The following is a 23,711-nucleotide window of genomic DNA, read 5'->3' on the forward strand; positions in this document are numbered from 1 at the left end:
ATCAGGTCAGGGGTAGTTCACCAGGTAGCTCTGCTGGTTGGCGGTGTTGGCGGTACCGCCGGTGTTGTTGATGACGTTCGAGATGGTGCCGACTCCGCCGAGTGAGACCGAGACCAGGTCATGGAAGCGCACTCCCGGTGTGTCCGGGACCTCGAACGAGCGGGACGCGACGATGGAGTTGTTGGGGCTGAAGAAGCAGTAGCTGCCGACGCCCCACGCCTCATGTGTCGTCACCGCGTTCGCGACCTTGTACGCCGCCCAGCCCTGGGTACCGCCGCCACTCGACCACGAGGCCTGGTCGGGGACGTCGTACGGGAACTCGTTCTGGTAGAAGTACGTGCGGCCGCCGTTGCCGTTCCACAGCGTCTCGTACTCCTGGTAGTGCTCGACGAACAGTCCGTACATCGTGACGTTGTTGCCGTTCACCACGAGTCCGTTGGCGGCGGTGTTGACGTTCCAGCCGACACCGTCGCCGTGGTCGCCGCGCCAGAGCCAGAGGTGGTCGCCGATCACGTCGTTGCTGTTCACGCGCAGGCTGACGCTGGCCTTGCCGATGTGCGCACCGCCGACGCGGGCGAACACATCGTGCAGCGAGGTCGGGTTGGCCGCGTGGCTCGCAGTCGATCCGGCCGGGCCGATCTCGATCAGCGACGGCGAGTTGACCGGGCCGGCGTCGACAAGCACTCCGGCCAGTTTGACGCCGTCCACGTCGGCGACGCTGATCGCTGCCTGCCCGGTGTCGGGGATCAGCGTGGCCAGGCCGAGCCCGAGTACGACGGTGTTCGGCCGGGTGACCCGGATCGTGTCGTTGAGGTGGTAGACGCCCGGGGTGATCAGTAGGTGCTTGCCCTGAGCGAGTGCTGCGTTGATCGTGTCGACCGACGCGCCCGGCTTGGCGACATAGAAGTCGGCCAGGCTGATCGACGTACCGGCTGCCGGTCCCTGGGACCAGCTGGTACCGGCCGAGTTGGTCCGCAGCGCCGGAACGAACACGTTGTAGTTGCCGGCAGCATCGAAGTACAGGAAAGGCTTTTCGCGGACCTTGGGGGTCTGGCCGATCGTCGTGTGCGACGGGTTCGGGAAGTGCTGCGGCGGTGCGCCGCTCGTGCCGAGGAACACCATGTTCCAGACCGAACCGGCCCAACTGCCGAACTCCGAGTTTCGCGAGAACCACTGCTGCTGCGATCCCGACACCACCCGGCCGTCGATCTTGGTGTCCGCGAACAACCCGCCGCTCGCCCAACCGTCGCCGCCGTTCCAGAGCTGCACCTCCGGCGCGTTCTTGAGATGCATCCGCCGGTACGGCGCCGCCTGCGACACCGCCCAGCGTTCGATCTGACCGGCCGGCGTCGTGACCGCCAGGTTCTCGGCGGACCGCCAGAAGTTCTGCGTCGCGTTGCCCTTGTTGTTCGGGTTGTCGCCTTGCTGCAGCCAGTCAGCCTCGACCCGGACGTGCCCGTTGAGGTTGACGTCATCGGGTGACAGTCCGAGGCCGGCCACCTGGGTGTAGAAACCGAGGTTCACGTCGGCGGTGTAGCTGCCGGGCTTGAACAGAACGGCGTACCGCTGGGTGCCGAACTGGTTCGTGTGCATCTCGGTGGCGATCTGGTTCAGCTTGTTCTGCATGTCGGTCTGCGAACTGCCCGGTCCGTAGACGAAGACGTTCGGACCGAGATCGGGGTTGCGCGGATCGGTCGGCGGGATCACCGGACCGGTGCCGTCGCTCGTGCGCACTGCGACCTCCCAGAGCGAGTATCCCCAGCCGGTCGCGCGCTGGGTGCCGGTGATCCGCAGGTAGCGCCCGCTCCCGGCGATGTCGAGCGTCTGCGCACCTCCGGTCCCGGTCGTTGTCGAGTAGACCTCGGTCCACGCGGAGGCGTTGTCGGACAACTCGATCCGGAACGCCTTCCCGTACGCCGTCTCCCAGGTCAACGCGACCTGGCAGACACTGACCTTGGATCCAAGGTCGATCTGCAACCACTGCGGATCGGAGAAAGCGCTCCCCCAGCGCGTTCCCGGGTTGCCGTCGACCGCAGCCGAGGCCGGTACGCCGGCATTCTCGGTCGAGGAGGCGGTGGCGGGGCGGTTCAGCGCGGCGTTCGCGGTACCGCAGGCGGCGAGCCGGTCCTGCTGCCGGGAGCCGGCCACGGCGTCACCAGCGCCGAGGTCGGTCGCCGCCAGGGCGAGCACGAGGAGAACCACGAGAGAGCGCGCACGCAGGCGCGACGAGACATCCATGGGCGACACCAATCAGAAAGGGCGGAAAGGGTCCGAGAGAGCGCTCTCTCAGAGAGTGGCCGCGGTCCGCGGCAGTGTCAAGGGAACGTTCCCTCAGCCTGGTTCCGGAACTTCCGGGCCCGCCGAAAGCGGTCAGGCGGAAGCAGCCAGGCCGGAACTCATCAGGCGGCAGCCGTCAGGCGGAGACGTCAGCTGGACCGGTTAGGCGGATTCGCGGACGATCAGCCGCGGGTCGAAGATGACGGACGACGGCGGCGTGTCCGGGTCGGCCAGCAGCGCCACCAGCATCGCCCCCATCTCGGCCGACATCTGCTCCACAGGCTGATAAACGGTCGTCAACCGCGGCCGAGTGAGCTGCGCAGGTTCACTGTCGTCGAACCCAATCAGCGCCACATCATCAGGAACCGAACGCCCGTGATCCCGCAGCACCCGGAGCGCACCGACCGCCATCAAGTCGTTGGCCGCGAACACCCCGTCGAGCTCCGGATCCATCGCCAGCAACTCAGCCATCGCCCGCTCGCCACTGTCGGCCGTAAAGTTGCCGCGGGCAACATGTACGTACGGAACGCCATGCCGCTCCATCGCCCGCTGGAACCCGGACAGCCGGCCGATCGCGGCCGGCAGATCGGCAGGACCGGCGATCGTTGCGATCCGGCGACAACCGCGCTCGGCCAAATGGGCAGCCGCCAGCGCCGCGCCCGCCTCATGATCCAGGTCCACGAAACTGATCGGCACCGGATCAGCCGGCCGCGCGAACAGCACCGCCGGCACCCCCGCGTCCACGAATAGCCGCGGCAGCGGATCACCAGCATGCGTCGAAACCAGGATCGCGCCGTCCGCATTACCGCGCCGGACGAAGTCGAGCGCGTCCTGGCGAGCCTGGTCGGAGTCGGCCAGCATCAACGTCGGATGCATTGCACGCTCACGCAGATACGTCACGACACCGCCGGTGATCCGGCCGAAGAACGGATCGGCGAAGACCTGCGCGGCGGAGCCGTCGGAGCCGGACATGACCAGGGCGATGGTGCCGGTACGACGGTTGACGAGCGTGCGGGCGGCCGCGTTCGGGACGTAGCCGGTGGCGTCGATCGCCTCCAGCACCCGGCGGCGCAGCCCCTCGTCGACCGTGCCCTTCTTGTTCACCACCCGGGACACCGTGGCGCGCGAAACACCCGCCGCCTCGGCCACATCCTCCAAGGTCGGGGTACGTCGGGTCGCTGCCTGCGTCATGGCACCGGATCGTATCTGGGACACGTCATTCCGCCTCAAAGTTATCCACAGGGGTACGGCGGCCCCAGGTGGTGAGCCGCCGTACCGGTCGGTGGGATCAGCGTCGGTAGATCCCGAACTCGTAGAGCGAATAGCCCCAGCCGGTTCCGCGCTGGGTCCCGGTCAGCCGGACGTAGCGCCCGGTCCCGCCGGTCGTGATGTCGTCGACGTCCCCGTTCCCGGCGGACGTGTCGTAGAGCGCTCTCCAGGCGTTCCCGTCATCCGACACCTCGACCCGGTAAGAACGGGCAAACGCTCCCTCCCAGATCAGCTGGATCCGGTCGAACGACGTCACCTGCCCGAGGTCGACCTGCACCCACTGCGGATCCGACCAGTCGCTGGCCCAGCGAGTCGCGTTGTTCCCATCCGTCACGTTCGACGGCGGGAACGGCGCTCCCGGCCCGACCTGCTGGTACGACGACGCTGTCGCCGGACGACCCCGCGCGATGTTGGTCCCCTCGACCGGCGGCGCGACCACCCGGAAGGACCGGGTCTCGATGCTGACGTGCCCACGCCCGTCCCGGACGTAGTCGTACAGCTTCCAAACCCCGAGCCGCGCAGGCACAGTCACCGTGAACGGACCGTTGCCACTCGACGGTGTCGTGACCAGAGCCCCGCTCCCGTCGATGTACTTCCCACCGACCTTGAACTCGTGAGAGAGCGCATCCCTGTCGGGATCACTGACCGCGACGTTGACCGAGACCGTGCCGCCGGCCGGGACATCCGTCGTCCGGCTCAGGGTCATGTTGGTGATCACCGGAGGTGTGTTCCCGCCACCGGGTCCACCGAACGCCTGCCGGATCGCGTACCACGCCAGGCTTTTCTCGTTGCCCGGCGTGATGTTGAACCAGACCGCGCCGAAGTCGTTCTCGCTCCAGTAGTGGAACAGCGTCGCACCCAGCGCCACCCCGGCATGCCCGGTGATGCAGTTCCACGCCTGCAAATACCCGTCGCGCTTCTGCAGATCGGTCGGCTGGTTCGGTACGCCGTTCGCGTCGTTCGGGACCTCCCACTCGCCTGCCGGTCCGCCCTCGGTGAGGATGTACGGCTTGTTGTAACCGCCGTTGATCCAGTCCTGCTTCACCTGGCAGACATGCCCGTAGGAGTTCACGGCCAGCAGATCGAGGTCCGGCGAGTACTGCTTGTAATACGGCCAGGCGCCGGTCCAGGCATCGGTCGACGTGACCGGGTGGTTCGGGTCGATCGCGTGGATCGCCTTGGCCGCGTCGTTCACGAAGGTCGCATACGCGATCCGCTGCTGCTCGAGCTCCGCGCCGGAGTAGCAGTTCTGCAGACCGAGCACGGACTCGTTGCCGACGTTCCAGATCAGGACGCCCTGGTTGTCCTTGTACTCGGTCGTCCAGCGCCGGATCTCGCCGAGCATCGTGGTCTTGTAGTTGGTGTCCGTCACGTAGTTCGCGCAACCACCGCTGCCAGGCCCACCACCAGGCTGGAGCCAGTAGCCGGCAACGACGCGCATGCCGTTCGCGGCAGCCGCGTCGAACAGCGGCTTCGAGCTCGCATCGGTCCCCCAGGTGCGGACCGTGTTGACGCCGATCGCCTTCAACTCCGGCAGCCGCTGAGCGGCCTCGGTCGGCGGCGGTCCCCAGGTCAAGCCCTTCACGACCCATGGATTGTTGTTCACCAGCAACTGCCAGTTGCCCTGACTGCCGGCGATCCGGACCGTTCCGGTTCCTGGCGCCGGGCCGCTGTCGCCCGGCGTACCGAAGACCTTGAACTCGAACAGCGAGACGCCGTACCCGTTGGCGCGGGTGGTGGCGAAGATGCGGACGTACCGGCCGCTGCCGCTGACATTCAGGGTCTCGGTACCACCCGGACCGGTCGCGGTGCTGTAGATCTGGTTCCACTGCTGGCCGTTGGCCGAGACCTCGATGCGGTAGCCGGTCGCGTACGCCGCCTCCCACTGGAGAACGACCTGTTCGACGGTGGCGGTCGCGCCGAGGTCGACCTGCAGCCACTGGTTGTCGGCCCACACGCTCGACCATCGGGTGTTCGCGTCACCGTCGACCGCGGCCGAGGCCGGCGTACCGGCGCCTTCGGAGGTCGAGGCGGTGGCCGGCTTGCCTTGGGACAACAGGGTCGCGGCCTGCGCCGGGACGGCCGACACCACCAGGTTGCCGAGCGCCACCAGGGCCACCGCGATCAGGACTGCGGTCGGCCGCGGCCGTCGCCGGGCACGCAGAGCGGGCAAAAGCTTCATCGGGCGGACTCCTTTTGCGGAGAGCTCCTTGACGGAGAGAGGGTGAGAGAGCGCTCTCTCGCGGACCGATCGTGGCCGCTGCTTTCCGGTGTTGTCAATGCCTGGGTACGCCGGATTCACGCTCAGCGTGGTTCCGGAACCACGGAGGGTTGACACCGCGAGGCGGCCGGATCATGGTTCTCCAGAGAGCGCTCTCCCGCGATCTTTCCGACCGCGGGCCACTCCGATCACCCTGCCGACCCTGACCGATCGCCGCCCCGCGGAATCCCCCCAGCAGGAGGAGTTCCGTGTTCACAACCAAGAAGAAAGTCCTGTACGCCGGCGGCACCGCCGTCGGCGTCATCGCCGCCGGACTGACCGCTCTCGCCGGCTCGTCCGCGCATGCCGCCGACGAGGTGACGCACCACGAGTTCCAGGTCAACTGCACCGTCCACCACCGCGCGCCCGACGACCCGATCGTGTTCCCGAACATGCCGGGCGCCTCCCACGACCACAGCTTCGTCGGCAACAACACCACGAACGCCGCCACCACCCTGAACAGCCTGAACGCCGCCGGTCCGTACGCGACGACCTGCCTGAACCCCGACGACCTGTCGGCGTACTGGTGGCCGACGATGTTCCGCGGCAACGATCCGGTGATCCAGACCTGGCACCAGACCATCTACTACAAGTCCGGCATCCTCGACTACACGAAGGTCCGGCCCTTCCCGCCGGGCATCCGGTACGTCGTCGGCAGCCCGACCGCGACCCAGGAGGCATTCCGGACCTCGCCCGGTGCCGTCGAGGGCTGGGAGTGCGGCGACAGCGCGCACAACTGGGACTTCCCGGCCAACTGTCCGGCGGGAACCCAGCTCAACATCCGCTACCAGGCCCCGAGCTGCTGGAACGGCCGTGACCTGGACAGCCCCGACCACAAGAGCCACATGGCCTACCCGGTCAACGGTGCCTGCCCGGCGTCGCACCCCAACCCGGTGCCGATGCTGGAGTTCAAGATCGCCTTCCCCGCGGACGGCGACGTGACCAACGTCCGGCTGGCGAGCGGACGTGGTTACTCCTGGCACTACGACTTCTTCAACGCGTGGGACCCGCCGACGCTGGCTGCCCTGGTGAGCCACTGCATCAACGGTGGCCTGCAGTGCAACTCGCGCGGGTTCGATCTCTACAAACCGCACCGCGGTCAGGTTCTCGGCGACAACTACCGGCTGCCCGGACGCCCCTGACCACTTGATCCTCCTGCGGTGCCGGGGACAGGGCAGGCCTCGGCGCCGCAGGACGGGACTATTTCCTGGGCCGGAACAACCGAGCCCAGAGCCGGTCCGGCACGAGCGGTGCGAGGTGCGCGAACACCGCCATCTGCCACGGGAAGACGATCCGCGCCTTCCGCTGTTCGATGCCGTCGGCAATGATTCTGGCGGCGACCGGCGCGGTGACCAGAAACGGCATCGGGAACTGGTTCGCCTCGGTCATCTCGGTGTCGACGAACCCCGGGCAGACCGTCACGACGTCGATGCCCTGGGGACCGAGGCCGACCCGAAGCGCCTCCAGCAGGTTGATCTGCGCCGCCTTCGTCGCGCCGTACGCCTCGGCACCGGGCAGTCCCCGCAACCCGGCGACCGACGAGATGCCGACGATGATCCCGGCACCGGCGGCCTGCATCCGCGGGATGACGGCCTCCAGACAGTTCGCCATCCCGGAAAGGTTCACGTCGAGATGCCGCTGGAACGACTCGGCGTCGAACTCGGTCAACTGCTTCCAGTAGCCGGCACTCAGTACGACGATGTCCAGGCCGCCGAGTTCGTCGACGACCTGCGCGGTTGCGCGACGTACCGCGGCCTGGTCGGTGATGTCGACGGGTACGACGGCCATCCGATCGCCGGCGAGATCTCGTAGAGCGCTCTCTCGGCGCGCGGACACGGCCACGTGTGCACCCCGGGCATCGAGAGCTGTCGCCAGGGCCGCGCCGATTCCGGAGGAAGCACCGACGATCCAGATCCGGCGTCCGGTCAGATTCATGCCCATCTCCTGGTGAGGGCGAACTGCGAGACATTCAGGTACCCGGATCGGAACCCGGCTTCGGAATACGCCAGGTAGAACTCCCACATCCGGCGGAACACCGCGTCGAAGCCGAGGCTCTCGACGATCTCGCGGTTGCTGGTGAAGCGCTCTCTCCAGAGTCGCAGCGTTCTCGCGTAGTCCGGGCCGAAGTCCCGCTGGCTGATGATCTCCAGCCCGGCCTCTCCCGAGACGGTCGTGATCGCCTCGATGGACGGGATCAGGCCGCCCGGAAAGATGTACTCGTGGATCCAGCCCTGGCTGTTGCGGGTCGCGAGGAGCCGCTCGTGCGACATGGTGATCGACTGCAGGCCGAACCGTCCGCCCGGTGCGAGTAAGCGCTCGACGGTTGCGAAGTACGTCGGCCAGTACCGCTCACCGACCGCCTCGATCATCTCGACGCTCACGATGGCGTCGTACTGTCCCTGAACGTCGCGGTAGTCGCAGAGCTCGACGTCGGCGTGCACGCCGGCCTCCGAGATCCGCCGGCACGCAAGATCACGCTGCTGCGCGGAGAGAGTGATCGTGTGGACCTCCGCGCCACGCTGAGCGGCCTGGATCGCGAGCTGTCCCCAGCCGGTACCGATCTCGAGAACGCGCGTTCCTGAAGACACACCGGCTAGATCGAGGATGTTGTCGATCTTGCGCCGCTGCGCCGCGGCCAGTGACGCTTCTCCCGGTTCGAACAGGGCGGCCGAATAGGTCATCGTCGGATCGAGGAACGTTGCGAACAGTTCGTTCGACAGGTCGTAGTGATGCGCGATGTTGGCACGTGCGCCGACCCGGTCGTTGATCCGCGCGATCGGCCGATCCACCACGCGGCGCAACCGCTGGAGCCCGGCCGGCACCAGGTCCGTGAGTTGCCGGGCGAACACCGTGAGCAGGTCGGCAAGATCGGTGCCCTCGCTCGCTCGCCACTCCCCCGCCATGTACGACTCCCCGAAGCCGAGCTTCAGGTCCTTGCCGAGCCGATCGAAGAAGCTGTCCGAAACAACCTCGAACACCGGCTTCTCCGTCCGCACCGGCAAGGCGCCGGGGAGCTGGACGCTGATGGGAAGTTGCCGGGTCGCGTTGTTGAAGACGTGGCGGGCCAGGGCTGCGCGGAGCGGATGGTGCGGCGTGCGGGCAATGCGTGGCCAGCGGGCGGAGTCGATGGTCGTGGTGCGGCCGGTGGCCTGTGAGGTGGACATCAGGCTCCTTGAGGTGGGGTGTGCGGGGGACGGTCAACGACGGGCAGGCGGCGCAACCAGAGAGCGATGCCGTGCAGCCGGATCAGCAGTGAGACCTGGTAGGTGACGAACGGCGTGCGAACCGCGACGGCCCAGCGGGTACGACGATTCGCCGGGCGCGGGCGGCCGATGAAAGTCGCGCTGAAGGCTCGGGTGTGGTGCTGGCGCAGGTTGATCGCGACCGCGACCCGGTCGGGTGCCAGGTCGAGGACCACTTCGTACGTGCCGTCGACGGTGAAGAACGGCGACGCGTAGAACGCTTTCTCGACGGCGAATCGTCCGTCCGGGTCCGGATGCGCGAGGTATGGGTGGCGCTCGCCGTAGGTGTTGTGGACCTCGAGAACGATCCAGCGCAGTGTGCCGTCGGGTGTGAAGCACCAGAACATGCTGAGCGGATCGAAGACGTGGCCGAAGCTGCGCGCGTTCGCGAGCATCAGCACCTGATCGTCGTTCTCGAGAACCTCGTTCTGGGCGGTGATGAACGCGGCGAGGTTCTCGCGCAGGGAGCGCTCTCCGGCGTTCAGATGATCAGCCGGCCGGAACGAGGCCAGTGGACGGAAGGTGGGCAGGTGGTCGATGTCGACCAGCCATTGGTACGTGCGATACCGGAAGCGATGCCGTCGCGGCAGCCGCCTGCTGTGCGCGACCCACCCAGGAACAATCGCCGGCAGCACGATCGCAGGCCGGACGATCCCAGACTGGGCGCTCGCAGGCCGGGCAATCCCGGGCCGGGCGCTCGCACGCTGAGCGGTCGCGGAACGGGAGAGAGCGCTCACCACGCAGCCCCGAACTTCGCCGCGGCCTCGACTCCCGAGCGGCACCCGTCCTCGTGGAATCCCCACCCAAGATGTGCGCCGGCGAACGCCAGCCGCGGTCCACCGGCCGAGCGCAAGGACTGCGCCGCCGCAACCGATTCCGGAGTGAAGATCGGGTGCGCGTAGGTCATCCGGGCAACTGCCGCCGACGGGTCGACCCAGCCTTCCGGATTGAGTGTCACCAGGTACTGATCGGCAGCATCAAGCCCTTGTAGGCGGTTCATCCAGTAACTCACCAGCACCTGTGGTTCGTCGGAATGACAATCACGCAGGCGGTAGTTCCACGAGGTCCGGGCGCGGGCACTGTCCGGCAGTACCGAGGTGTCGGTGTGCAGCCAGGTCGGGTTCACCGAATAGTCGAAGGCATCGAGCAAGGACTTCTCGGCCGGCGTCGCATCCACCAGCAGGTCGTGTGCGGTGTCGGCGTGCGTCGCGAGCACCACGCGATCGAACGAGAGAGCGCTATCTCGCGTCAGCACCTCGACCCCGTCGTCGTGCCGCAGTACGGCGCGTACCGGCGTGGAGAGCCGCACGTCCCCGATCTGCGCGACGACCCGATCGACGTACGTGCGGGACCCACCGACCACCGTCCGCCACTGTGGTGAGCCATTGATCGCGAGCATCCCGTGGTGATGCAGGAACTGGAACAGGTATCCCGCCGGATAACGCGCGGCATCGGACGCCCCGCTCGACCAGACACACGACACCAGCGGCAGCGCGAAATGCCGGACGAAGTACGACGACAGCCGGCGCGTCACGAGGAACTCGCCCCACGTGAGTCGGGTGTCGCCAGAACGCAGCACAGAGAGCGCTTCCCGGTGAAACCGCCGGATCTCTCCGAGCATCCGCAGAAACCGCGGATCGGCGACCCGCCGCGGCTGGGCGAAGATCGAGGCCACGCCGCGACCGCCGGCGTACTCGAGTCCACAGCCATCACAGCGGATGCTCATCGACATCTCGGTCGGCCGGGTCCGGATCCCGAGCTCGTCGAAGAGCCGAAGCAACTGCGGATAGGTCCGCTCGTTGTGCACGATGAACCCGGAGTCGACCCGATGCTCCTGGCCGAGAGTGTCGACCACGTCGTGGGTGTGCGCATGCCCACCCGGCCGGTCATCAGCCTCGAAGACCGTCACCCGGTGGGTTCGTCGCAACAGGTGGGCAGCAGTCAGTCCGGCAACCCCAGAGCCGATCACAGCAACAGCGGGACGATCGTCTCTTCTGGACACAAAGCTCCCTCGGCAGACAGTGACTGTCCGAGGTCTTCGGAGCCATCCGCCGCCGGGATGGGCCAGATCAGAGATTTCCCGGGATCAGAGTTTCCCGAGCACCTCGCGGAGCCGCCGCTCCGCATCGTCGCCCAGCTTCGCGAACTGCCGGCCCAGTAACGGCACCACCAGCCGCGCCACACCGTGGAACTCGAACTCCGCGAGGTATGTGAGCTCGGTCTCACCCGGCCCGGCCGGTCGCAGAGTGATGGTGTCGCGCGCTGTGACGGTCTTGTTCTCCCCACGGAACCGCAACTGCTCCGGCACGCTCAGCTCTTCGACCGTGTAGATCAGCTCGGTCTTCCGGCCGCCGAACCGCGAGATGTTCCGGTACGTCGTTCCCACGCCTCCACCGCCGTCCAGGCGCGTCGTCCGCACGGTGCCGGGGTCCCACTCGTTGGTGTTCTCGAAGTCCGCGAGATAAGCGAAGACGGTCTCGACGGGTCGCCCGACCGTCATCACGCGCTGGATTGTCACCATGACTGTCCTCACCGACCGGTCGTCGCGACAGGTCTGTCCGTGGCCCGGTACCCGGCCCCGAACCCTCTTCCGGGGCCTCCGGTTGCCGACCGCAACAAAGTTGTGAGAAACGTTCTGGCCCTCCAGAACGATAGGGACACTGGGAGGGGGTGATCCAGCATGTGCGAAGTGACTCGCCGGCTGCTGGCTTTGTTACGTCTGCTCGAGACGGACACGCGATCCAGTGTCGCGGAGGACGACGTCCTGCTGGACGCCAAATTCGGCCATGCCTCCGCGGAATTCCCGGTGGAGCGCTACTGACGGTCTGGCCGGTCAACCGGCCAGACCTGCTGCCAGCTGCCGGTAGCCCGCCCGAGGAAGGCGCCGTACGGCGCGGTCCGGTCCGTCCGTGAACCGGTCGAGGAGCTGAACGGCGACGTGGTCCGCTCCCGCCTGCTGATGTTCGGAGATGCGGTCCAGCACGGTGTGGACGTCACCCCACGCCACGACCGCATCGACGAGCCGGTCGCTGCCACCGCCTTGCAGGTCCTCGTCGGTGAACCCGAGACGCCGAAGATTCGCCGCATAGCCGCGCTTGGTCAGATAGAACGTCAGAGCCTGTCTCGCGATCGACCGGGCGACGGCCGGATCGGTCTCCAGCACGACCTTGAGTTCGGGTGCGAGCAGTGGTCCGTTCCCCAGCGCAGCGCGGGCCAGAGCGGTGTGTTCCGGAGTACTGAGGAACGGGTGGGCGCCCAGCGAGCGAGCTGCGGCCAGCTCGAGCATCCTCGGACCGACCGCGGCCAGCATCCGGCCATCGCTCGACAGCCCCACGTCGTCGAGTCGATCCAGGTATCGGGTCAGTTCGCGGTACGGCGAACGCGCCCACTGAGCCGGCTCCCGCGGACCGTTGCCGAGCCCGATCGTCAACCGCCCGGGAAACCGCTGCTCCGCCTGCAGGTAGGCGTCAGCGACGTCGGCGGGATCGTGAACCCAGATGTTCACGATCCCGGTGGCGATGGAGACTGCTGTGGTCGCTCCCAGCATCACAGCGGCGGTTTCGAGCATCTCCGGGCCGTTCGCCACCCAGAGGGTCCCGAATCCGAGCTCCTCCAGCTCACGCGCGGCCTCGTCGAGTTTCTCGCCTTCCTGTTTCCACAACCACCAGGGCGCCCAGATCCCGACCGCGCCGAGTGAGCGTGCCGATCCATGAACAGACATGCCGTCGACGCTAAGGGGTCAGCGGCCCCGAGACAGCGTCCACTTTCCGATCAGTGGCCTGCTCGCGAGCAGTCCGTACGGCGAGGCCGCGGGAGGACTCGGGGAAGCGGTCGAGCATGTCCTGCAGCTCGGCCGCGGTGACGTTGGCCCCGAACGCTTCGGTCCCCGGTTCCAGCTGGACGCCGTCGGCGAGCGAACCGGCGATCACCGGATCGAAGCCGAGGTCGTCGACGATCGCCGCCACCTCGGCCGCCTCCAGCGACGGACCCGCGACCGCGATCGCCTTCCGCCCGGGCGATCCGGCCGGCGAGGCGCCGTCCTCGAGGTCGTGGTAGCCCATGTGATTGAAGGCCTTCACCACGCGCGCCTCGGGCAGGAACTCCTGGACGATCTCGGACGACGAGGTCCGCGGATCGGTGAGGTCGTCGCGGATGCCGTCGACCTCCCACCAGTAGTTCATCGCGTCGATCACGAGCTTGCCGCGCAGCGCCTCGACCGGAAGCGTGCGGTGCTTGCCGAGCGGCAGCGCCAGGATCACCACATCCGCCCGCGCCGCCGCGTCGGCCGCGGTCGTCGCGACCGCACCCGGCGTGACGATCTCCACGATCAACGCAATCTTCGCCACGTCGCCCGACCCCGCGATCAGCACCGGATACCCAGCCTTGACCGCGAGCCGCGCGAGCGCAGTGCCAACCTTGCCCGCCCCGAGAATCGCGATCGTCGGCCTCCCCGCGCCGGAACCGCCCGATCCCGCGCCGCTCATGACTCCTCGGCCAGGATCTCGCGGACCATCGGGATCACCTTGCTGCCGTACAGCTCGACCGCCCGCAGCCGATCACTCCCCGGCACCGAGCCCGACGAATAGATCAGGTCGAACCGCCCGACGCCGAGCTTCTTGACCGCGCCGGCGATCCGGCGAGCCACGGTGTCCGGCGAACCGACGTACAGGGATCCGTGCGCGAGCTCGGCGTCGAACTCGGACCGCTTCACCGGCGGCCAGCCGCGGAGCGCGCCGATGCGGTCCCGCATCACCTTGTAGCGCGGGTAGTAGATCTCCTTCGCCGCCTCATCGGTGTCCGCAATGAAGCCTGGTGAGTGCATGCCGACCGGCTGCGCGACCGTGCCGAACTGCTCGGACGCCCGCTTGTACAGGTCCAGGTACGGCGCGAACCGCTCCGGCGAACCGCCGATGATCGCGAGCATCAACGGCAACCCGTAGAACGCCGTACGGACGACGGACTGCGGTGAGCCGCCGACGCCGACCCAGGTGGTCAGCCGGCCGGACTCCGTCTTCGGGTAGACATCGGCGTTGTCGAGAGCCGCGCGGACCGTGCCTTCCCAGGTCACCGGCTTCTCGTCGAGCAGCCGCGCGAACAGCTGCAGCTTCTCCTCGAACAGCACCTCGTAGTCGGCCAGGTCGTACCCGAAGAGCGGGAAGGACTCGGTGAACGAGCCGCGCCCGAGGATGACCTCGGCGCGGCCGTTGGAGAGCGCGTCCACGGTCGAGAACCGCTGGAAAACGCGCACCGGGTCGTCCGAGCTGAGCACGGTCACGCCTGAACCGAGCTTGATCCGCGACGTCTGCCCGGCGATCCCGGCCAGCACCGTCTCCGGCGAAGAGATCGAGTACTCCGGCCGGTGGTGCTCGCCGAGCGCGATCGCGTCCACGCCCAGCTCATCGGCCAGTACGGCCTCCTGCACCACCTGCCGGATCGCCGCCGCATCCGACACCAGCTCGCCGCTCGCACCCTCCGGCACATCGCCGAACGTGTCGAGACCGAACTCCAGGCCACTCATTTCCCGCTCCTGTCCACGTCACCAGTCTAGGTTGACATGTCAACGCGAGAGAACCCCGGGTTCATTCCCGGGGCATCACCACTTGTCGTAGTGGACGACGTTGTCCAGATCCCGCCGCGGCCCGGGCTTGAAGTCGGTGCCGATCGTGTGCGCGACCGGGATCAGCACGCCCTGCCGAACCTCATCCGGTACGCCGAGCAGTTCCGCGACCTCCCGCTCGTACTTCAGGTGCAGTGTGGTCCAGGTCGTCCCCAGCCCACGCGCTCGCGCGGCGAGCATGAAGTTCCAGGCGGCGGGCAGAATCGACCCCCACAGACCGGCCTGATTGCCCGACGGCAGCGAGGGCGCGGTGATGCACGCGATCACGAAGACGGGCACCTTGCCGAGGTTGTCACCCAGGTACGCCGAACTGTCGCGCACCCGCTGTTGCACCGGATCGGTCTCGGGACCGCGGGCCGCCTCGTTCGCTGCGAAGTAGGCGTGCAGCGACTCGCGGTAGTACTCCGCGATCTTCGCGCGCTTCTCCGGGTCGGTGACGACCAGCCAATGCCAACGCTGCCCGTTGCTGCCGGAGGGCGCCTGGGTCGCGATCTCGAGACACTCGCGGATCAGTTCGGGCGCAACGGGCCGCTCCAGGTCCAGGCGCTTGCGGACGGCGCGGGTCGTGGTGAGCAACTCGTCTGGGTTCAGGTCAAGGGTGTACACGCATGTCAGTGTTTCACCCGCCGAGCCCACCCCGCGACTCATCTCATGTCGCGACGCCCGCCACCGGCACAGCGACCGCCAGAGCAGGATGACGCCGTACGGCGACCGGTATGAACGCGCCCGCGATTCCGAAGAGCACGGCGGTGAGCAACCACCCGGGCCAGCCCCAGCTGACCGCGATCGTCGTCAGCACGAGCGGCGCGACGAGGTCTCCGAGCTGGTGCCCCATCGCGTACGCACCCTGGTACTGCCCCTGCGCACCCGGCGGCGCGAGTTCGAAGCTGACTCCCCAACCGCCGGCGGACTGCAGCATCTCCCCCAGCACATGCACGAGCGCAGCGACGATCAGCAGCGCGATGGTCACCGGCCCCGACGTCACGTCGGTGATCGCCAACACCCCGCACGCGGCCGCGAGCAGCAGCCCTGCCCGCCGACCGGCTCGCGCTGCGCCGGCCAGATGTTCCGTTCCGCGAGCAGTGCGGATCTGGAGCAACACGACGGCGACCGCATTGATCACGAGCAGCACCGAGATCAGCCATCGCGGCGCATCGGTCGCCGTGACGATCCACAGCGGGATCGCGAGCTGTGCCATCACGTTGTGCATGTTCAGCACCCCGTCCAGTACGACGAATACCAGGAACGGCCGATCCTTCAGCGCGGTCAGACCCGAGGGAGCGCTCTCCGACGCGATCCCGGCCACGATCGGCAGACCGAACTGGATCATCGCGGCCGTCACGCAGTAGGTGACGGCGTTGGCCAGCAGCGCACCGACGTACAGGCCGGGTTTGTCGAGCGCGAGCACGATCCCGGCGAGCGCCAGACCGACGCCCATCCCGATATTCGTGGTGACCCGCAGGACCGCGCGGGTCCGCACCCGCTGGTCGGGCTCGGACAGCCCGGCGATCAACGCGCCCTTGGCGCCACGCTGGCCCGAGTCCGCGATCGCGGTCACCGCGGCCACGGCGACGTACGCGCCGAACGAGTGCACCTGGGTGAGCGCGCTCATCGTGATCGCTTGCAGCAGGAGGAAGCCGACGTACGCGCGGTTCGGTCCGAGGCGGTCGGCGACCACGCCGAGCGGCGTACTGGTGACGAGCCCGAGTACGCCGGCGATCGTCAGCCCGACGCCGACATGGGCCACCGACAAGCCCGCGACCCGGGTCAGGTACATCGCCCCGATCGCGGCGTACACGCCGTTGCCGAGCGTGTTGACAAGCGTCGCGATGATGAGGCGGCGCACGGCCGGCGAGAAGGAGGTCACCCCGTGACTCAACCCCACAGCGTCGCCCGCCGCGATTGGACTGACGAATCCCGGCAGCCTAAGCGGGTTTGAACCGGTACTCGATCGTGTCGATCAGCGCCTCGACCTGCTTGTAGGTGTCCGAACTGAAGGCACCGATGCTTCGCTCGGCACCAAGCGCATCCCGCATGGCATCCAGGTACCGACGCTGAACAACGGCCATCTGCTCGAAGCTGTCCGGCTTAGCCGCCGGAGCCTGCCGGCTGGCCGAAACGAGCCGCGGGATGATCCGCTCCTTCATCGTCGCGACCAACTCCGGATCGAGCGGCTCGCCCTCGACCACCTGCTCCTCAAGTGGACCCATCGCGTCGATCGCCGACTCACCGATCCGCCGCAGCAGCGCCTGGGTCGCGTCCCGCTTGTCCTCCCGACTCTCGGACTGGAACTTCATCCGCGCGATCACCCACGGCAGCGTCAGACCGAAGACCACCAACGTGAACAGCGCGACCAGGAAGGCCGCAAGCACGACCGTGGCGACGTGCGGCGTACCAGCCGGAATCGTCTGTACGGCGGCCACCGTCACGACCCCGCGCATCCCGGCCCAGGCCAGCACGAGGGTTCCGCGCGAGGTCAATGGCTCCCGTTCCTCGAACTCCACATCCGCCCGCCCGCGCGCCAATCGGCGGCGCGCCCAGGCGAGACGCGTCTCCTCGCGATCGCTCTCCGGGTTCATCGCGTCCAGCGCTTCTTCGAACTGCGTCAGCCGCGACCGCTGCTGCTCATTGCGATCCCCGCGACCGAATCGGCCTGACAGCGCGGGCCAGGCGAGTCCGATGAATCGCAGTACCACCAGCAATGCAACGACGATCAGCACCAGCCCGGTGATCTCACCGACCGTGGTCTCCGCGCGGGCCGCATCCACCAGCTCGGGCAATTGGTAGCCCATGGCAAGGAAGACAGCGCTCTCCAGGACGAAGCTGATCGTGGTCCAGGTCGTCGCCTGCGTCTGCCGGTCGCGCGCGCTGAACCGCTTGCTGCCGAGTACGCCGGTCAGTAGTCCCGCCACGACCACCGCGAGTACGCCGGACGCGTGCAGCTCCTCGGCCGGAAAGTAAGCCAGGAAAGGGATTGCGAACGAGATCGTTGTGTTGAGCACCGGATCGTCGAGGCGCTGTCGCAGCAGCACGGTCAGGACGCCGATCACGGCACCGATCAGACCGCCGCCGATCACCGCCCATCCGAAGTCGAGGGCGGTGTGGCCGAGATCGAACCCACCCCCGACGACCCCGATCGCCGCAATCGCCGTCCGCAGCACCACCAACGCGGACGCGTCGTTGACCAGGCTCTCGCCCTCCAGCACGGTCATCACTCGAGGCGGCAGACCGACCCGGTGGCCGATGGCTGTCGCCGCGACCGCGTCGGTCGGACTCACCACTGCGCCGAGCGCGACGCCCAGAGCGAAGGAGATGCTCGGGAACAGGGCATGCACCACGGCCCCGATCGCCAGCGACGAGGCGATCACCATCACCACCGACAGCCAGGCGATCAGCGACAGGTTCCGCCGGATGTCGAGCACCGGCAACTGCACTGCCGACGAATACAGCAGCAGCGGCAGCACCCCGGCCAGCACGATCTCCGGTTCGAGGTGGATCGTCGGCGTACTCGGCAGGTAGCTGGCTCCGATGCCGAGCGCAACCAAGAGCAGGGGCGCCGCGACTCCGGTCCGCCGCGCGAACACCGACGCCGTGATCATGATCGCGAGCCCGGCGCCGGCGATGAGCAAGAACTGATGGTCCACGTCACAGGACTCTAGTGGGGCACACCCGGAGGTCTGAACGGGCACGGTTCGCGAAGCGGAAAGCGCACTCCGCACAATCGCTTGAATTACTTTGCTAAGGTTCCTTCGTATACTTTGGTAAGGATCCTGCGAAACTCCCGTGAACGAACAGCCGTGCCGAACTGAACCGGTTTGGCGGGCACAACCGTACTGGGGACGATTGTTCATGCCGAATACTGAGACAGACCTCTACCGCGCCGCCTCGAAGGTGCCTTACTCGAGCGCTGACGCCGATACCTACCTGGCCGCGACACCGCTGCGCGACGTGCGGAAGACCCTGCCGTTGCGGGTGCTGTCCGCCGCCGATTACGACCACTGGCAGGCCTACGGGTACACCGTGGTGAAACACGCCATTCCACACGCCCAGGAACTCCTCGATTTCGCCTGGGAATTCCAGGGGCTAGAACCAGACCAGCCCGGCAGCTGGTATCCGGAGCGGGAATTCCGTTCCGAGCTGGAACGCGACCTCTACATCTACGGATTCGTCGAGGCTTATCAGCACCAACTCATCTGGGACAGCCGGCAGGCGCAGCGCGTGTACGACGCCTTCGTCGACGTCTGGGACAGCGAGGAGCTCTGGGTCACGCTGGACCGGCTCAACCTGAACCCGCCGAACGTCGGCAACCGCGACCGCACGCTGATCCCGGCCACCGACACCGGCTTCGACATCGATCTGCACTGGGACGTCGACAGCACGCTCGACGTACTGCCGCAGCGGGTCCAGGGCATCATCGCGCTGACCGACACCACCGACGACAGCGGCGGCTTCCAGTGCTGTCCCGAACTGTTCCGTCAGTTCGAGAGCTGGCGCGCCGAGCAACCGCTGGACCGCGATCCGATCCGACCCGCCATCGATCGGAACGAGTTCCCCGTCATCCGGCCGCAGCTCGAGGCCGGTGATCTGCTCATCTGGAACGGGATGCTCGCGCACGGCGTGGCCCCGAACCGCTCCGCGAACAGCGTCCGCTCGGTGCAGTACCTGTCGATGATGCCGGCGCTGGAGACCCATCAGGAGCTCGTCCGCTCACGCATCGAGTCCTGGCGCAACCTCAGTACGCCGGAGTGGAACGCGACCCTGGTCGGCGACCCGATCAAGCACGAGTCGCTCCGGTACCCGACCGCCGATCTGACCGCTCTCGGGCGCAAGCTGCTGGGACTCGACTCATGGCACAGCGCCGGAGGGGAGACCCGGTGAGGCGCATCTGCCTGGCGCTGCCAACCGATCGAGCTTGCACTCCGATGCTGCACGAGCTGGCGGAAGAGGCGGCGTACGGGGTCTCACACTTCGACGTCGAGATCGCCGTACTGGTCCTGGACTCCAGCTCCCCCACGGACTACGCCGAACACGCTCGGGTCCTCGCCGCGCTCCCGCTGCAGCCGGGGATCGAGATCGTGCATCTCGATGAGCACGCGCAGCGGGTGTTTCTGCAGCAGGTGATCAAGGACGCGGCGCTCAACGAACCCGAGCGGATCCTCGACCTGATGCTGCCCGGCCGACGCTCGTACGGCGCCTGCACGAACCGGGCCTTCGTCATCGCGGCCGCGCTCGGGTGCGAATCCGTGCACCGGCGCGACTCCGACTGCACCTACCAGGAGCTGGACGGCGCGAAGATCTTCCCGATCCATCACGAGCTCACCATCGGTACGACGGCCGCGGCGGCCCGCGAGCGAGTGTCGGCCGTCGACCTCGCGCCGGGTAGCGACGACCTGCCGGTGGTGATGGCAGGCGCGTCGTTCATCGGCGACATGTCCGTGGACATCGACGACATCCGGCAGCGTGATCCCGAGATCTACTACGAAGTGGTCAGTCTGTGGGCACCCGGCGACGCACCCGAGGCCGAAAAGCGTGCCCTGGTTGCGGAATCCTTCACAGGGGCAGGCACCACGCCGTTCCGTGCCGACGAGTCGGTGCTGACCGTGGTCGACCCGATGCGTGTCGACATGTCGAACATCGCGTTCCACCGGGTCCAGGAACAGGTTCCGTTGCCGCCAGCAACCGACACGATCGGCAGCGACTACTTCCTGATGCATCTCGTGCACGATGCCGGTCTGCCCGGCGTCCAGCACAACCGGCACATCGTGAACCTGCACACCGGTGAACGGAAGACCGATGCGGGGTTCGCGTCGTACCAGCTGGCGCTGACCAAGTTCTTCCTGTCGATGCTCTATCTGCACTTCGTCTACGAGCGGATGGGAGTCGCGGGGAGCGCTCTCCGTGACGCTCACGGAGATGTCGACGCGGCAGCGGTGGCGGGGATTGTCCGGCAGAGCATCCAGCTGCCCGTCAACGAGAACGTCGATCGGCTGGACAAGCTCGGCTCGGCCTACCGCCGGCTGGGTGGGCGGCACGCTGACTTCGCCGAGACTCTGGTGGTCCGGCGCTCGGCTTTGCTCGACGAGGCCCGCCAGGACATGGACGACTTCGCCGTACTGATCGACGGCTGGCAGTCGTTGATCAGGGCAAGCATCTCGGCAGGAGCAGGTCTGCGCACATGAACACAGTGCTGAGTGATCGGCTGCGAACCGCCTTGGAGCTCGCAGACCACGATCAGATCATCTTCGATCTGGGCGGGATCGAAGCTGCGTACGGCGCTCTGACCGCGGAACTGCCGGAGACCGCGATCCGGTTCGCGATCAAGTCCTGTCCCGTGGACGGCGTTCTCGAGACGCTGGCCGGCCGCGGCTCGGGCTTCGATGCCGCGAGCCCACAGGAGATCGTCCAGGCGCTCGCGACCGGGGTCGCTGCGGAAGACGTTCACTACGGGAACACGGTCAAGTCGGATCAGAACATCGCCGAGGCCTATCGGCTCGGGATCCGGGACTTCGCTACCGACAGCGTTCCGGATCTGGTCGCGATCGCGGCGAGTGCACCGGGTTCGCGGGTGTTCTGCCGGCTGGGGACCACAGGTGAAGGTGCGTTGTGGGGCCTCAATCGCAAGGCCGGCTGTTCGGTGCGGGACGCGTTGATCGTGCTGTCGATCGCGCGGGCCCAGGGTCTCGTTCCTTCGGGGCTGTCGATCCACGTCGGATCGCAGCAGATGACCACCGCCGCATGGGAATCCGCCTTCAGCCAGCTGGCCGAGGCGATGACCGAGCTCGCGGATCTGGACATCCACATCAACCGGATCAACCTCGGCGGCGGCCTTCCCGCACTGGGCTATCTCGACCGGGCCGGTACGGCGCTCGATCCGTCGCTGGCCGAGATCTTCGGCACGATCCGGTCGGGGATGCAGCGGTTGCGCGAGATCGCCCCGGTGGAGTTCGTCATGGAGCCGGGGCGGCATCTTGTCGCCGACCACGGTGCGATCCGGGCCCACGTCGTACGGCTGTCGTCTCGGCAGCAGCCGGACGGTGCGCGGGAGCGGTGGCTGTATCTGAGCTGCGGCAAGTTCAACGGGTTGTACGAGGTCGACCAGGTGCGGTACCGGATGGTGTTCCCGCGGCATCCGGAGGGACTCCGGGTACCGGCGGTCGTCGCCGGGCCGACCTGCGACAGCGACGACGTCTTCGGTCAGGAACCGTCACCGGCCCGGGTACCGGCCACGATCGGCTCCGGTGATCCGGTTTGGATCCTGTCCTGCGGCGCCTACTCCACCAGCTATACAACGCAACGCTTCAACGGCTTCGAGCCACTACCGGTGAACGTGCTACCGGTGGAGATCCATGCTTGAGACGGTTCGCGTGCGGCCGATCATCGACACCGATTGGCCGCACATCGCCGAGCTGGAACAGGCGGCGTACGGACCACTCGGGCTCTCCGAGGGCGAGAACGCGCTGAGATCATGGAGAGCGCTCTCTCCGGACACGTGCTTCGTTCTCGGAGAGCCCGGCGCGGTGCGTGGCTACGTCCTCGCGCTGCCCTTCCCGTACGGCGGTTATCCGCAACTCGGGTTGTCGGCGGGCGCGTTGGCGGGTTCGCCGAACCTGCATCTGCACGATCTCGCGGTCGCCCCGGCCTTCCGTCGTACCGGTCTGGGGCGCTCGCTCGTGACTCACCTGGACGCGGTTGCCGGCGATCTCGGGTATCGCAGGATCTCGCTGATCGCGCTCTCCGGCACGTTTCCGTTCTGGTCGTCCAACGGCTTCCGCCCCGATCCGGCCGTCCCCGCCCCCACCGGTTACGGCGACAACGCTCGCTACCTGACCAAGGTCCTCTAGAAAGGGCTCTCCGCATGCGCGACGAGTTCCGCCGTTCGCAGCTGGCCATCGCAGCACTCTTCGGCTTCCTCGGTTTCCAGTACTCGACCTGGGCTGCCAGGATCCCGATGCTGAAGAGCTCACTGGATCTTTCGAACGCGCAAGTCGGGCTGCTGCTCCTGGCGACTGGCATCGGTGCGGCCATCGCGTTCCCGATCGTCACGTTTCTGATGCGGCGACTGGGTTCCCGCCGGCTCGCGCTCGTCGCGTGTGTCGGGCTGACTCTCGTGCTGCTGGGATTGGCCGTCGTACCGAATCAGCCGGTTGCGCTCGCGGTGATGCTCATCGACGGCGTGCTGGTTGCGTGCCTCAACGTCGCGATGAACGCCCAAGGCACAGCGCTGGAAGTGAAGTACGAACGCAACACCATGGCCAAACTGCACGCAGCCTTCAGCGGCGGCATCTTCACCGCAGCCCTCATCGCCTCCGCCGTCACCGCCGCCACCACGAACCTGCTGACCCACTTCACCCTCGGCGCAGCAATCCTCGCCGCCCTCGCGACCTTCGCCTCGCGGTCTCTTCTCCCCACCGATCTCCCCACAACCGAGAAGGCCAAGGGCAAACTCACCATCCCGTCCCGAACCATCGCCTGGCTGGCAGTCGCCATGGTCTTCGTCACCGTCGTCGAAGGCGCCATGAACGACTGGTCCGCCCTCTACCTCAAAGAGATCATCGGCGCCCCGCCCGCAGTCCTCCCCCTAGGCATCGCCGTAGTCTCCGCCACCATGCTCCTCACCCGCCTCTTCGCCGACTCCCGCCGAGCCGCCTGGGGCGACCGCCAAGTAGTCCTAGCCGGCGCCACCATCGCCGGCACCGCACTATCGGCAGCCCTCCTCATCAGCGGCCTCATCCCCACCCTCATCGGCTTCGCCTGCGTAGGCCTAGGCATGGCCGCCGCCACCCCCTGCCTCTACGCAGCCGCCGCCAAACAAGGCCCCAACGCCCTAACCCTGGTAGCCACCATGGGCACCCTCGGCCTCCTAGCCGGCCCACCAGCCATCGGCGCCCTCACCAACGCCACCACCCTCCTCTACGGCATGGCAGCCGTAGCCCTCTCCGCCCTCCTAGTAACCGCCTGCACCACCCAAATCACCTGGACCCCCACCCGAACCCCAGAACCAGCCCCCACCGACTAACCCGCCGTACGCTGGAGCTCTGGAGGAAGC

General features: G+C 67.4%; 21 protein-coding genes. 7 read left to right on the forward strand and 14 right to left on the reverse strand.

The annotated features are described in order from the left end of the window. Positions 1-6: 6 nt before the first annotated feature. The 3 genes from ACFTSF_RS23075 to ACFTSF_RS23085 all read right to left on the reverse strand — a co-directional run bounded on the left by ACFTSF_RS23075 (position 7) and on the right by ACFTSF_RS23085 (position 5,728). Complete coding sequence (locus tag ACFTSF_RS23075) at positions 7-2,238, reverse strand: discoidin domain-containing protein (protein ID WP_380155735.1); 2,232 nt, start codon at positions 2,236-2,238, stop codon at positions 7-9. Between the two features lie 201 nt (positions 2,239-2,439). Next, on the reverse strand, positions 2,440-3,468 hold the full coding sequence (locus ACFTSF_RS23080) for a LacI family DNA-binding transcriptional regulator (RefSeq protein ID WP_344146692.1): 1,029 nt from the start codon (positions 3,466-3,468) through the stop codon (positions 2,440-2,442). A gap of 97 nt (positions 3,469-3,565) precedes the next feature. Next, positions 3,566-5,728, reverse strand: a complete 2,163-nt coding sequence (locus ACFTSF_RS23085) for a discoidin domain-containing protein (protein ID WP_380155736.1) — start codon at positions 5,726-5,728, stop codon at positions 3,566-3,568. Positions 5,729-6,015: 287 nt separating this feature from the next. Here ACFTSF_RS23085 and ACFTSF_RS23090 point away from each other — a divergent pair, with 287 nt between their 5' ends. Then, complete coding sequence (locus ACFTSF_RS23090; protein ID WP_380155737.1) at positions 6,016-6,948, forward strand: DUF1996 domain-containing protein; 933 nt, start codon at positions 6,016-6,018, stop codon at positions 6,946-6,948. A gap of 58 nt (positions 6,949-7,006) precedes the next feature. Here the strand turns inward: ACFTSF_RS23090 and ACFTSF_RS23095 are convergent, their stop codons facing one another. The 5 genes from ACFTSF_RS23095 to ACFTSF_RS23115 all read right to left on the reverse strand — a co-directional run bounded on the left by ACFTSF_RS23095 (position 7,007) and on the right by ACFTSF_RS23115 (position 11,569). Beyond that, positions 7,007-7,741, reverse strand: a complete 735-nt coding sequence (locus ACFTSF_RS23095) for an SDR family NAD(P)-dependent oxidoreductase (RefSeq protein ID WP_380155738.1) — start codon at positions 7,739-7,741, stop codon at positions 7,007-7,009. Further along, complete coding sequence (locus ACFTSF_RS23100; protein ID WP_380155739.1) at positions 7,738-8,970, reverse strand: class I SAM-dependent methyltransferase; 1,233 nt, start codon at positions 8,968-8,970, stop codon at positions 7,738-7,740. The genes ACFTSF_RS23095 and ACFTSF_RS23100 overlap by 4 nt, the downstream gene beginning before the upstream one ends. Beyond that, entirely contained in the window at positions 8,970-9,785 is an 816-nt protein-coding gene (locus ACFTSF_RS23105; protein ID WP_380155740.1) for a DUF1365 domain-containing protein, read from the reverse strand. Before ACFTSF_RS23105 ends, ACFTSF_RS23100 begins: the two co-directional genes overlap by 1 nt. Then, positions 9,782-11,050: an NAD(P)/FAD-dependent oxidoreductase gene (locus ACFTSF_RS23110; RefSeq protein WP_380155741.1), complete on the reverse strand. Its 1,269-nt coding sequence runs from the start codon at positions 11,048-11,050 to the stop codon at positions 9,782-9,784. Before ACFTSF_RS23110 ends, ACFTSF_RS23105 begins: the two co-directional genes overlap by 4 nt. Positions 11,051-11,134: 84 nt before the next feature. Next, positions 11,135-11,569: an SRPBCC family protein gene (locus ACFTSF_RS23115; RefSeq protein ID WP_380155742.1), complete on the reverse strand. Its 435-nt coding sequence runs from the start codon at positions 11,567-11,569 to the stop codon at positions 11,135-11,137. Between the two features lie 159 nt (positions 11,570-11,728). Here ACFTSF_RS23115 and ACFTSF_RS23120 point away from each other — a divergent pair, with 159 nt between their 5' ends. Further along, entirely contained in the window at positions 11,729-11,869 is a 141-nt protein-coding gene (locus tag ACFTSF_RS23120) for a hypothetical protein (protein WP_380155743.1), read from the forward strand. Between the two features lie 12 nt (positions 11,870-11,881). On the opposite strand, the gene ACFTSF_RS23125 is transcribed toward ACFTSF_RS23120, so the two are convergent. From ACFTSF_RS23125 to ACFTSF_RS23150, 6 genes are all read right to left on the reverse strand, one after another. Continuing rightward, positions 11,882-12,769: a TIGR03620 family F420-dependent LLM class oxidoreductase gene (locus ACFTSF_RS23125; RefSeq protein WP_380155744.1), complete on the reverse strand. Its 888-nt coding sequence runs from the start codon at positions 12,767-12,769 to the stop codon at positions 11,882-11,884. Between the two features lie 10 nt (positions 12,770-12,779). Continuing rightward, a complete protein-coding gene (locus tag ACFTSF_RS23130; protein WP_380155745.1) occupies positions 12,780-13,532 on the reverse strand; it encodes an NADPH-dependent F420 reductase in 753 nt (250 codons plus the stop codon). Continuing rightward, entirely contained in the window at positions 13,529-14,566 is a 1,038-nt protein-coding gene (locus tag ACFTSF_RS23135) for an LLM class flavin-dependent oxidoreductase (protein ID WP_380155746.1), read from the reverse strand. The genes ACFTSF_RS23130 and ACFTSF_RS23135 overlap by 4 nt, the downstream gene beginning before the upstream one ends. A 75-nt stretch (positions 14,567-14,641) precedes the next feature. Beyond that, a complete protein-coding gene (locus ACFTSF_RS23140) occupies positions 14,642-15,271 on the reverse strand; it encodes a nitroreductase family protein (RefSeq protein WP_380155747.1) in 630 nt (209 codons plus the stop codon). Positions 15,272-15,314: 43 nt separating this feature from the next. Continuing rightward, positions 15,315-16,532 carry an MFS transporter gene (locus tag ACFTSF_RS23145; RefSeq protein ID WP_380155748.1) on the reverse strand — a complete coding sequence of 406 codons (1,218 nt, stop codon included), beginning with the start codon at positions 16,530-16,532 and terminating at the stop codon, positions 15,315-15,317. 58 nt (positions 16,533-16,590) lie between these two features. Beyond that, positions 16,591-18,309 carry a cation:proton antiporter gene (locus ACFTSF_RS23150; protein ID WP_380155749.1) on the reverse strand — a complete coding sequence of 573 codons (1,719 nt, stop codon included), beginning with the start codon at positions 18,307-18,309 and terminating at the stop codon, positions 16,591-16,593. A 205-nt stretch (positions 18,310-18,514) separates the two neighbouring features. On the opposite strand from ACFTSF_RS23150, the gene ACFTSF_RS23155 reads away from it, so the two are divergent. Genes ACFTSF_RS23155 through ACFTSF_RS23175 form a run of 5 tightly spaced genes read left to right on the forward strand, consistent with a single transcriptional unit; the run spans position 18,515 to position 23,681 of the window. After that, positions 18,515-19,543, forward strand: coding sequence for a phytanoyl-CoA dioxygenase family protein (locus tag ACFTSF_RS23155; protein ID WP_380155750.1), 1,029 nt, complete (start codon positions 18,515-18,517; stop codon positions 19,541-19,543). Beyond that, positions 19,513-20,844, forward strand: a complete 1,332-nt coding sequence (locus ACFTSF_RS23160) for a DUF6271 family protein (RefSeq protein ID WP_380155751.1) — start codon at positions 19,513-19,515, stop codon at positions 20,842-20,844. The genes ACFTSF_RS23155 and ACFTSF_RS23160 overlap by 31 nt, the downstream gene beginning before the upstream one ends. Next, positions 20,841-22,019, forward strand: a complete 1,179-nt coding sequence (locus ACFTSF_RS23165) for a type III PLP-dependent enzyme (protein WP_380155752.1) — start codon at positions 20,841-20,843, stop codon at positions 22,017-22,019. The genes ACFTSF_RS23160 and ACFTSF_RS23165 overlap by 4 nt, the downstream gene beginning before the upstream one ends. Then, a complete protein-coding gene (locus ACFTSF_RS23170; protein ID WP_380155753.1) occupies positions 22,012-22,506 on the forward strand; it encodes a GNAT family N-acetyltransferase in 495 nt (164 codons plus the stop codon). Before ACFTSF_RS23165 ends, ACFTSF_RS23170 begins: the two co-directional genes overlap by 8 nt. Beyond that, entirely contained in the window at positions 22,416-23,681 is a 1,266-nt protein-coding gene (locus ACFTSF_RS23175; RefSeq protein ID WP_380155766.1) for an MFS transporter, read from the forward strand. Before ACFTSF_RS23170 ends, ACFTSF_RS23175 begins: the two co-directional genes overlap by 91 nt. Positions 23,682-23,711: the final 30 nt, after the last annotated feature.

This window comes from Kribbella sp. NPDC056951 (genome assembly GCF_042674205.1).
In the GTDB taxonomy this organism is placed as follows: Bacteria; Actinomycetota; Actinomycetes; order Propionibacteriales; family Kribbellaceae; genus Kribbella; species Kribbella yunnanensis.

What these genes read in the sequence shown, in the direction of transcription:
- ACFTSF_RS23075 (WP_380155735.1), bottom strand. Translation starts at nt 2,238, where the DNA reads ATGGATGTCTCGTCGCGCCTGCGTGCGCGCTCTCTCGTGGTTCTCCTC.
- ACFTSF_RS23080 (WP_344146692.1), bottom strand. Translation starts at nt 3,468, where the DNA reads ATGACGCAGGCAGCGACCCGACGTACCCCGACCTTGGAGGATGTGGCC.
- ACFTSF_RS23085 (WP_380155736.1), bottom strand. Translation starts at nt 5,728, where the DNA reads ATGAAGCTTTTGCCCGCTCTGCGTGCCCGGCGACGGCCGCGGCCGACC.
- ACFTSF_RS23095 (WP_380155738.1), bottom strand. Translation starts at nt 7,741, where the DNA reads ATGAATCTGACCGGACGCCGGATCTGGATCGTCGGTGCTTCCTCCGGA.
- ACFTSF_RS23100 (WP_380155739.1), bottom strand. Translation starts at nt 8,970, where the DNA reads ATGTCCACCTCACAGGCCACCGGCCGCACCACGACCATCGACTCCGCC.
- ACFTSF_RS23115 (WP_380155742.1), bottom strand. Translation starts at nt 11,569, where the DNA reads ATGGTGACAATCCAGCGCGTGATGACGGTCGGGCGACCCGTCGAGACC.
- ACFTSF_RS23120 (WP_380155743.1), top strand. Translation starts at nt 11,729, where the DNA reads ATGTGCGAAGTGACTCGCCGGCTGCTGGCTTTGTTACGTCTGCTCGAG.
- ACFTSF_RS23125 (WP_380155744.1), bottom strand. Translation starts at nt 12,769, where the DNA reads ATGTCTGTTCATGGATCGGCACGCTCACTCGGCGCGGTCGGGATCTGG.
- ACFTSF_RS23130 (WP_380155745.1), bottom strand. Translation starts at nt 13,532, where the DNA reads ATGAGCGGCGCGGGATCGGGCGGTTCCGGCGCGGGGAGGCCGACGATC.
- ACFTSF_RS23135 (WP_380155746.1), bottom strand. Translation starts at nt 14,566, where the DNA reads ATGAGTGGCCTGGAGTTCGGTCTCGACACGTTCGGCGATGTGCCGGAG.
- ACFTSF_RS23155 (WP_380155750.1), top strand. Translation starts at nt 18,515, where the DNA reads ATGCCGAATACTGAGACAGACCTCTACCGCGCCGCCTCGAAGGTGCCT.
- ACFTSF_RS23160 (WP_380155751.1), top strand. Translation starts at nt 19,513, where the DNA reads ATGGCACAGCGCCGGAGGGGAGACCCGGTGAGGCGCATCTGCCTGGCG.
- ACFTSF_RS23165 (WP_380155752.1), top strand. Translation starts at nt 20,841, where the DNA reads ATGAACACAGTGCTGAGTGATCGGCTGCGAACCGCCTTGGAGCTCGCA.
- ACFTSF_RS23170 (WP_380155753.1), top strand. Translation starts at nt 22,012, where the DNA reads ATGCTTGAGACGGTTCGCGTGCGGCCGATCATCGACACCGATTGGCCG.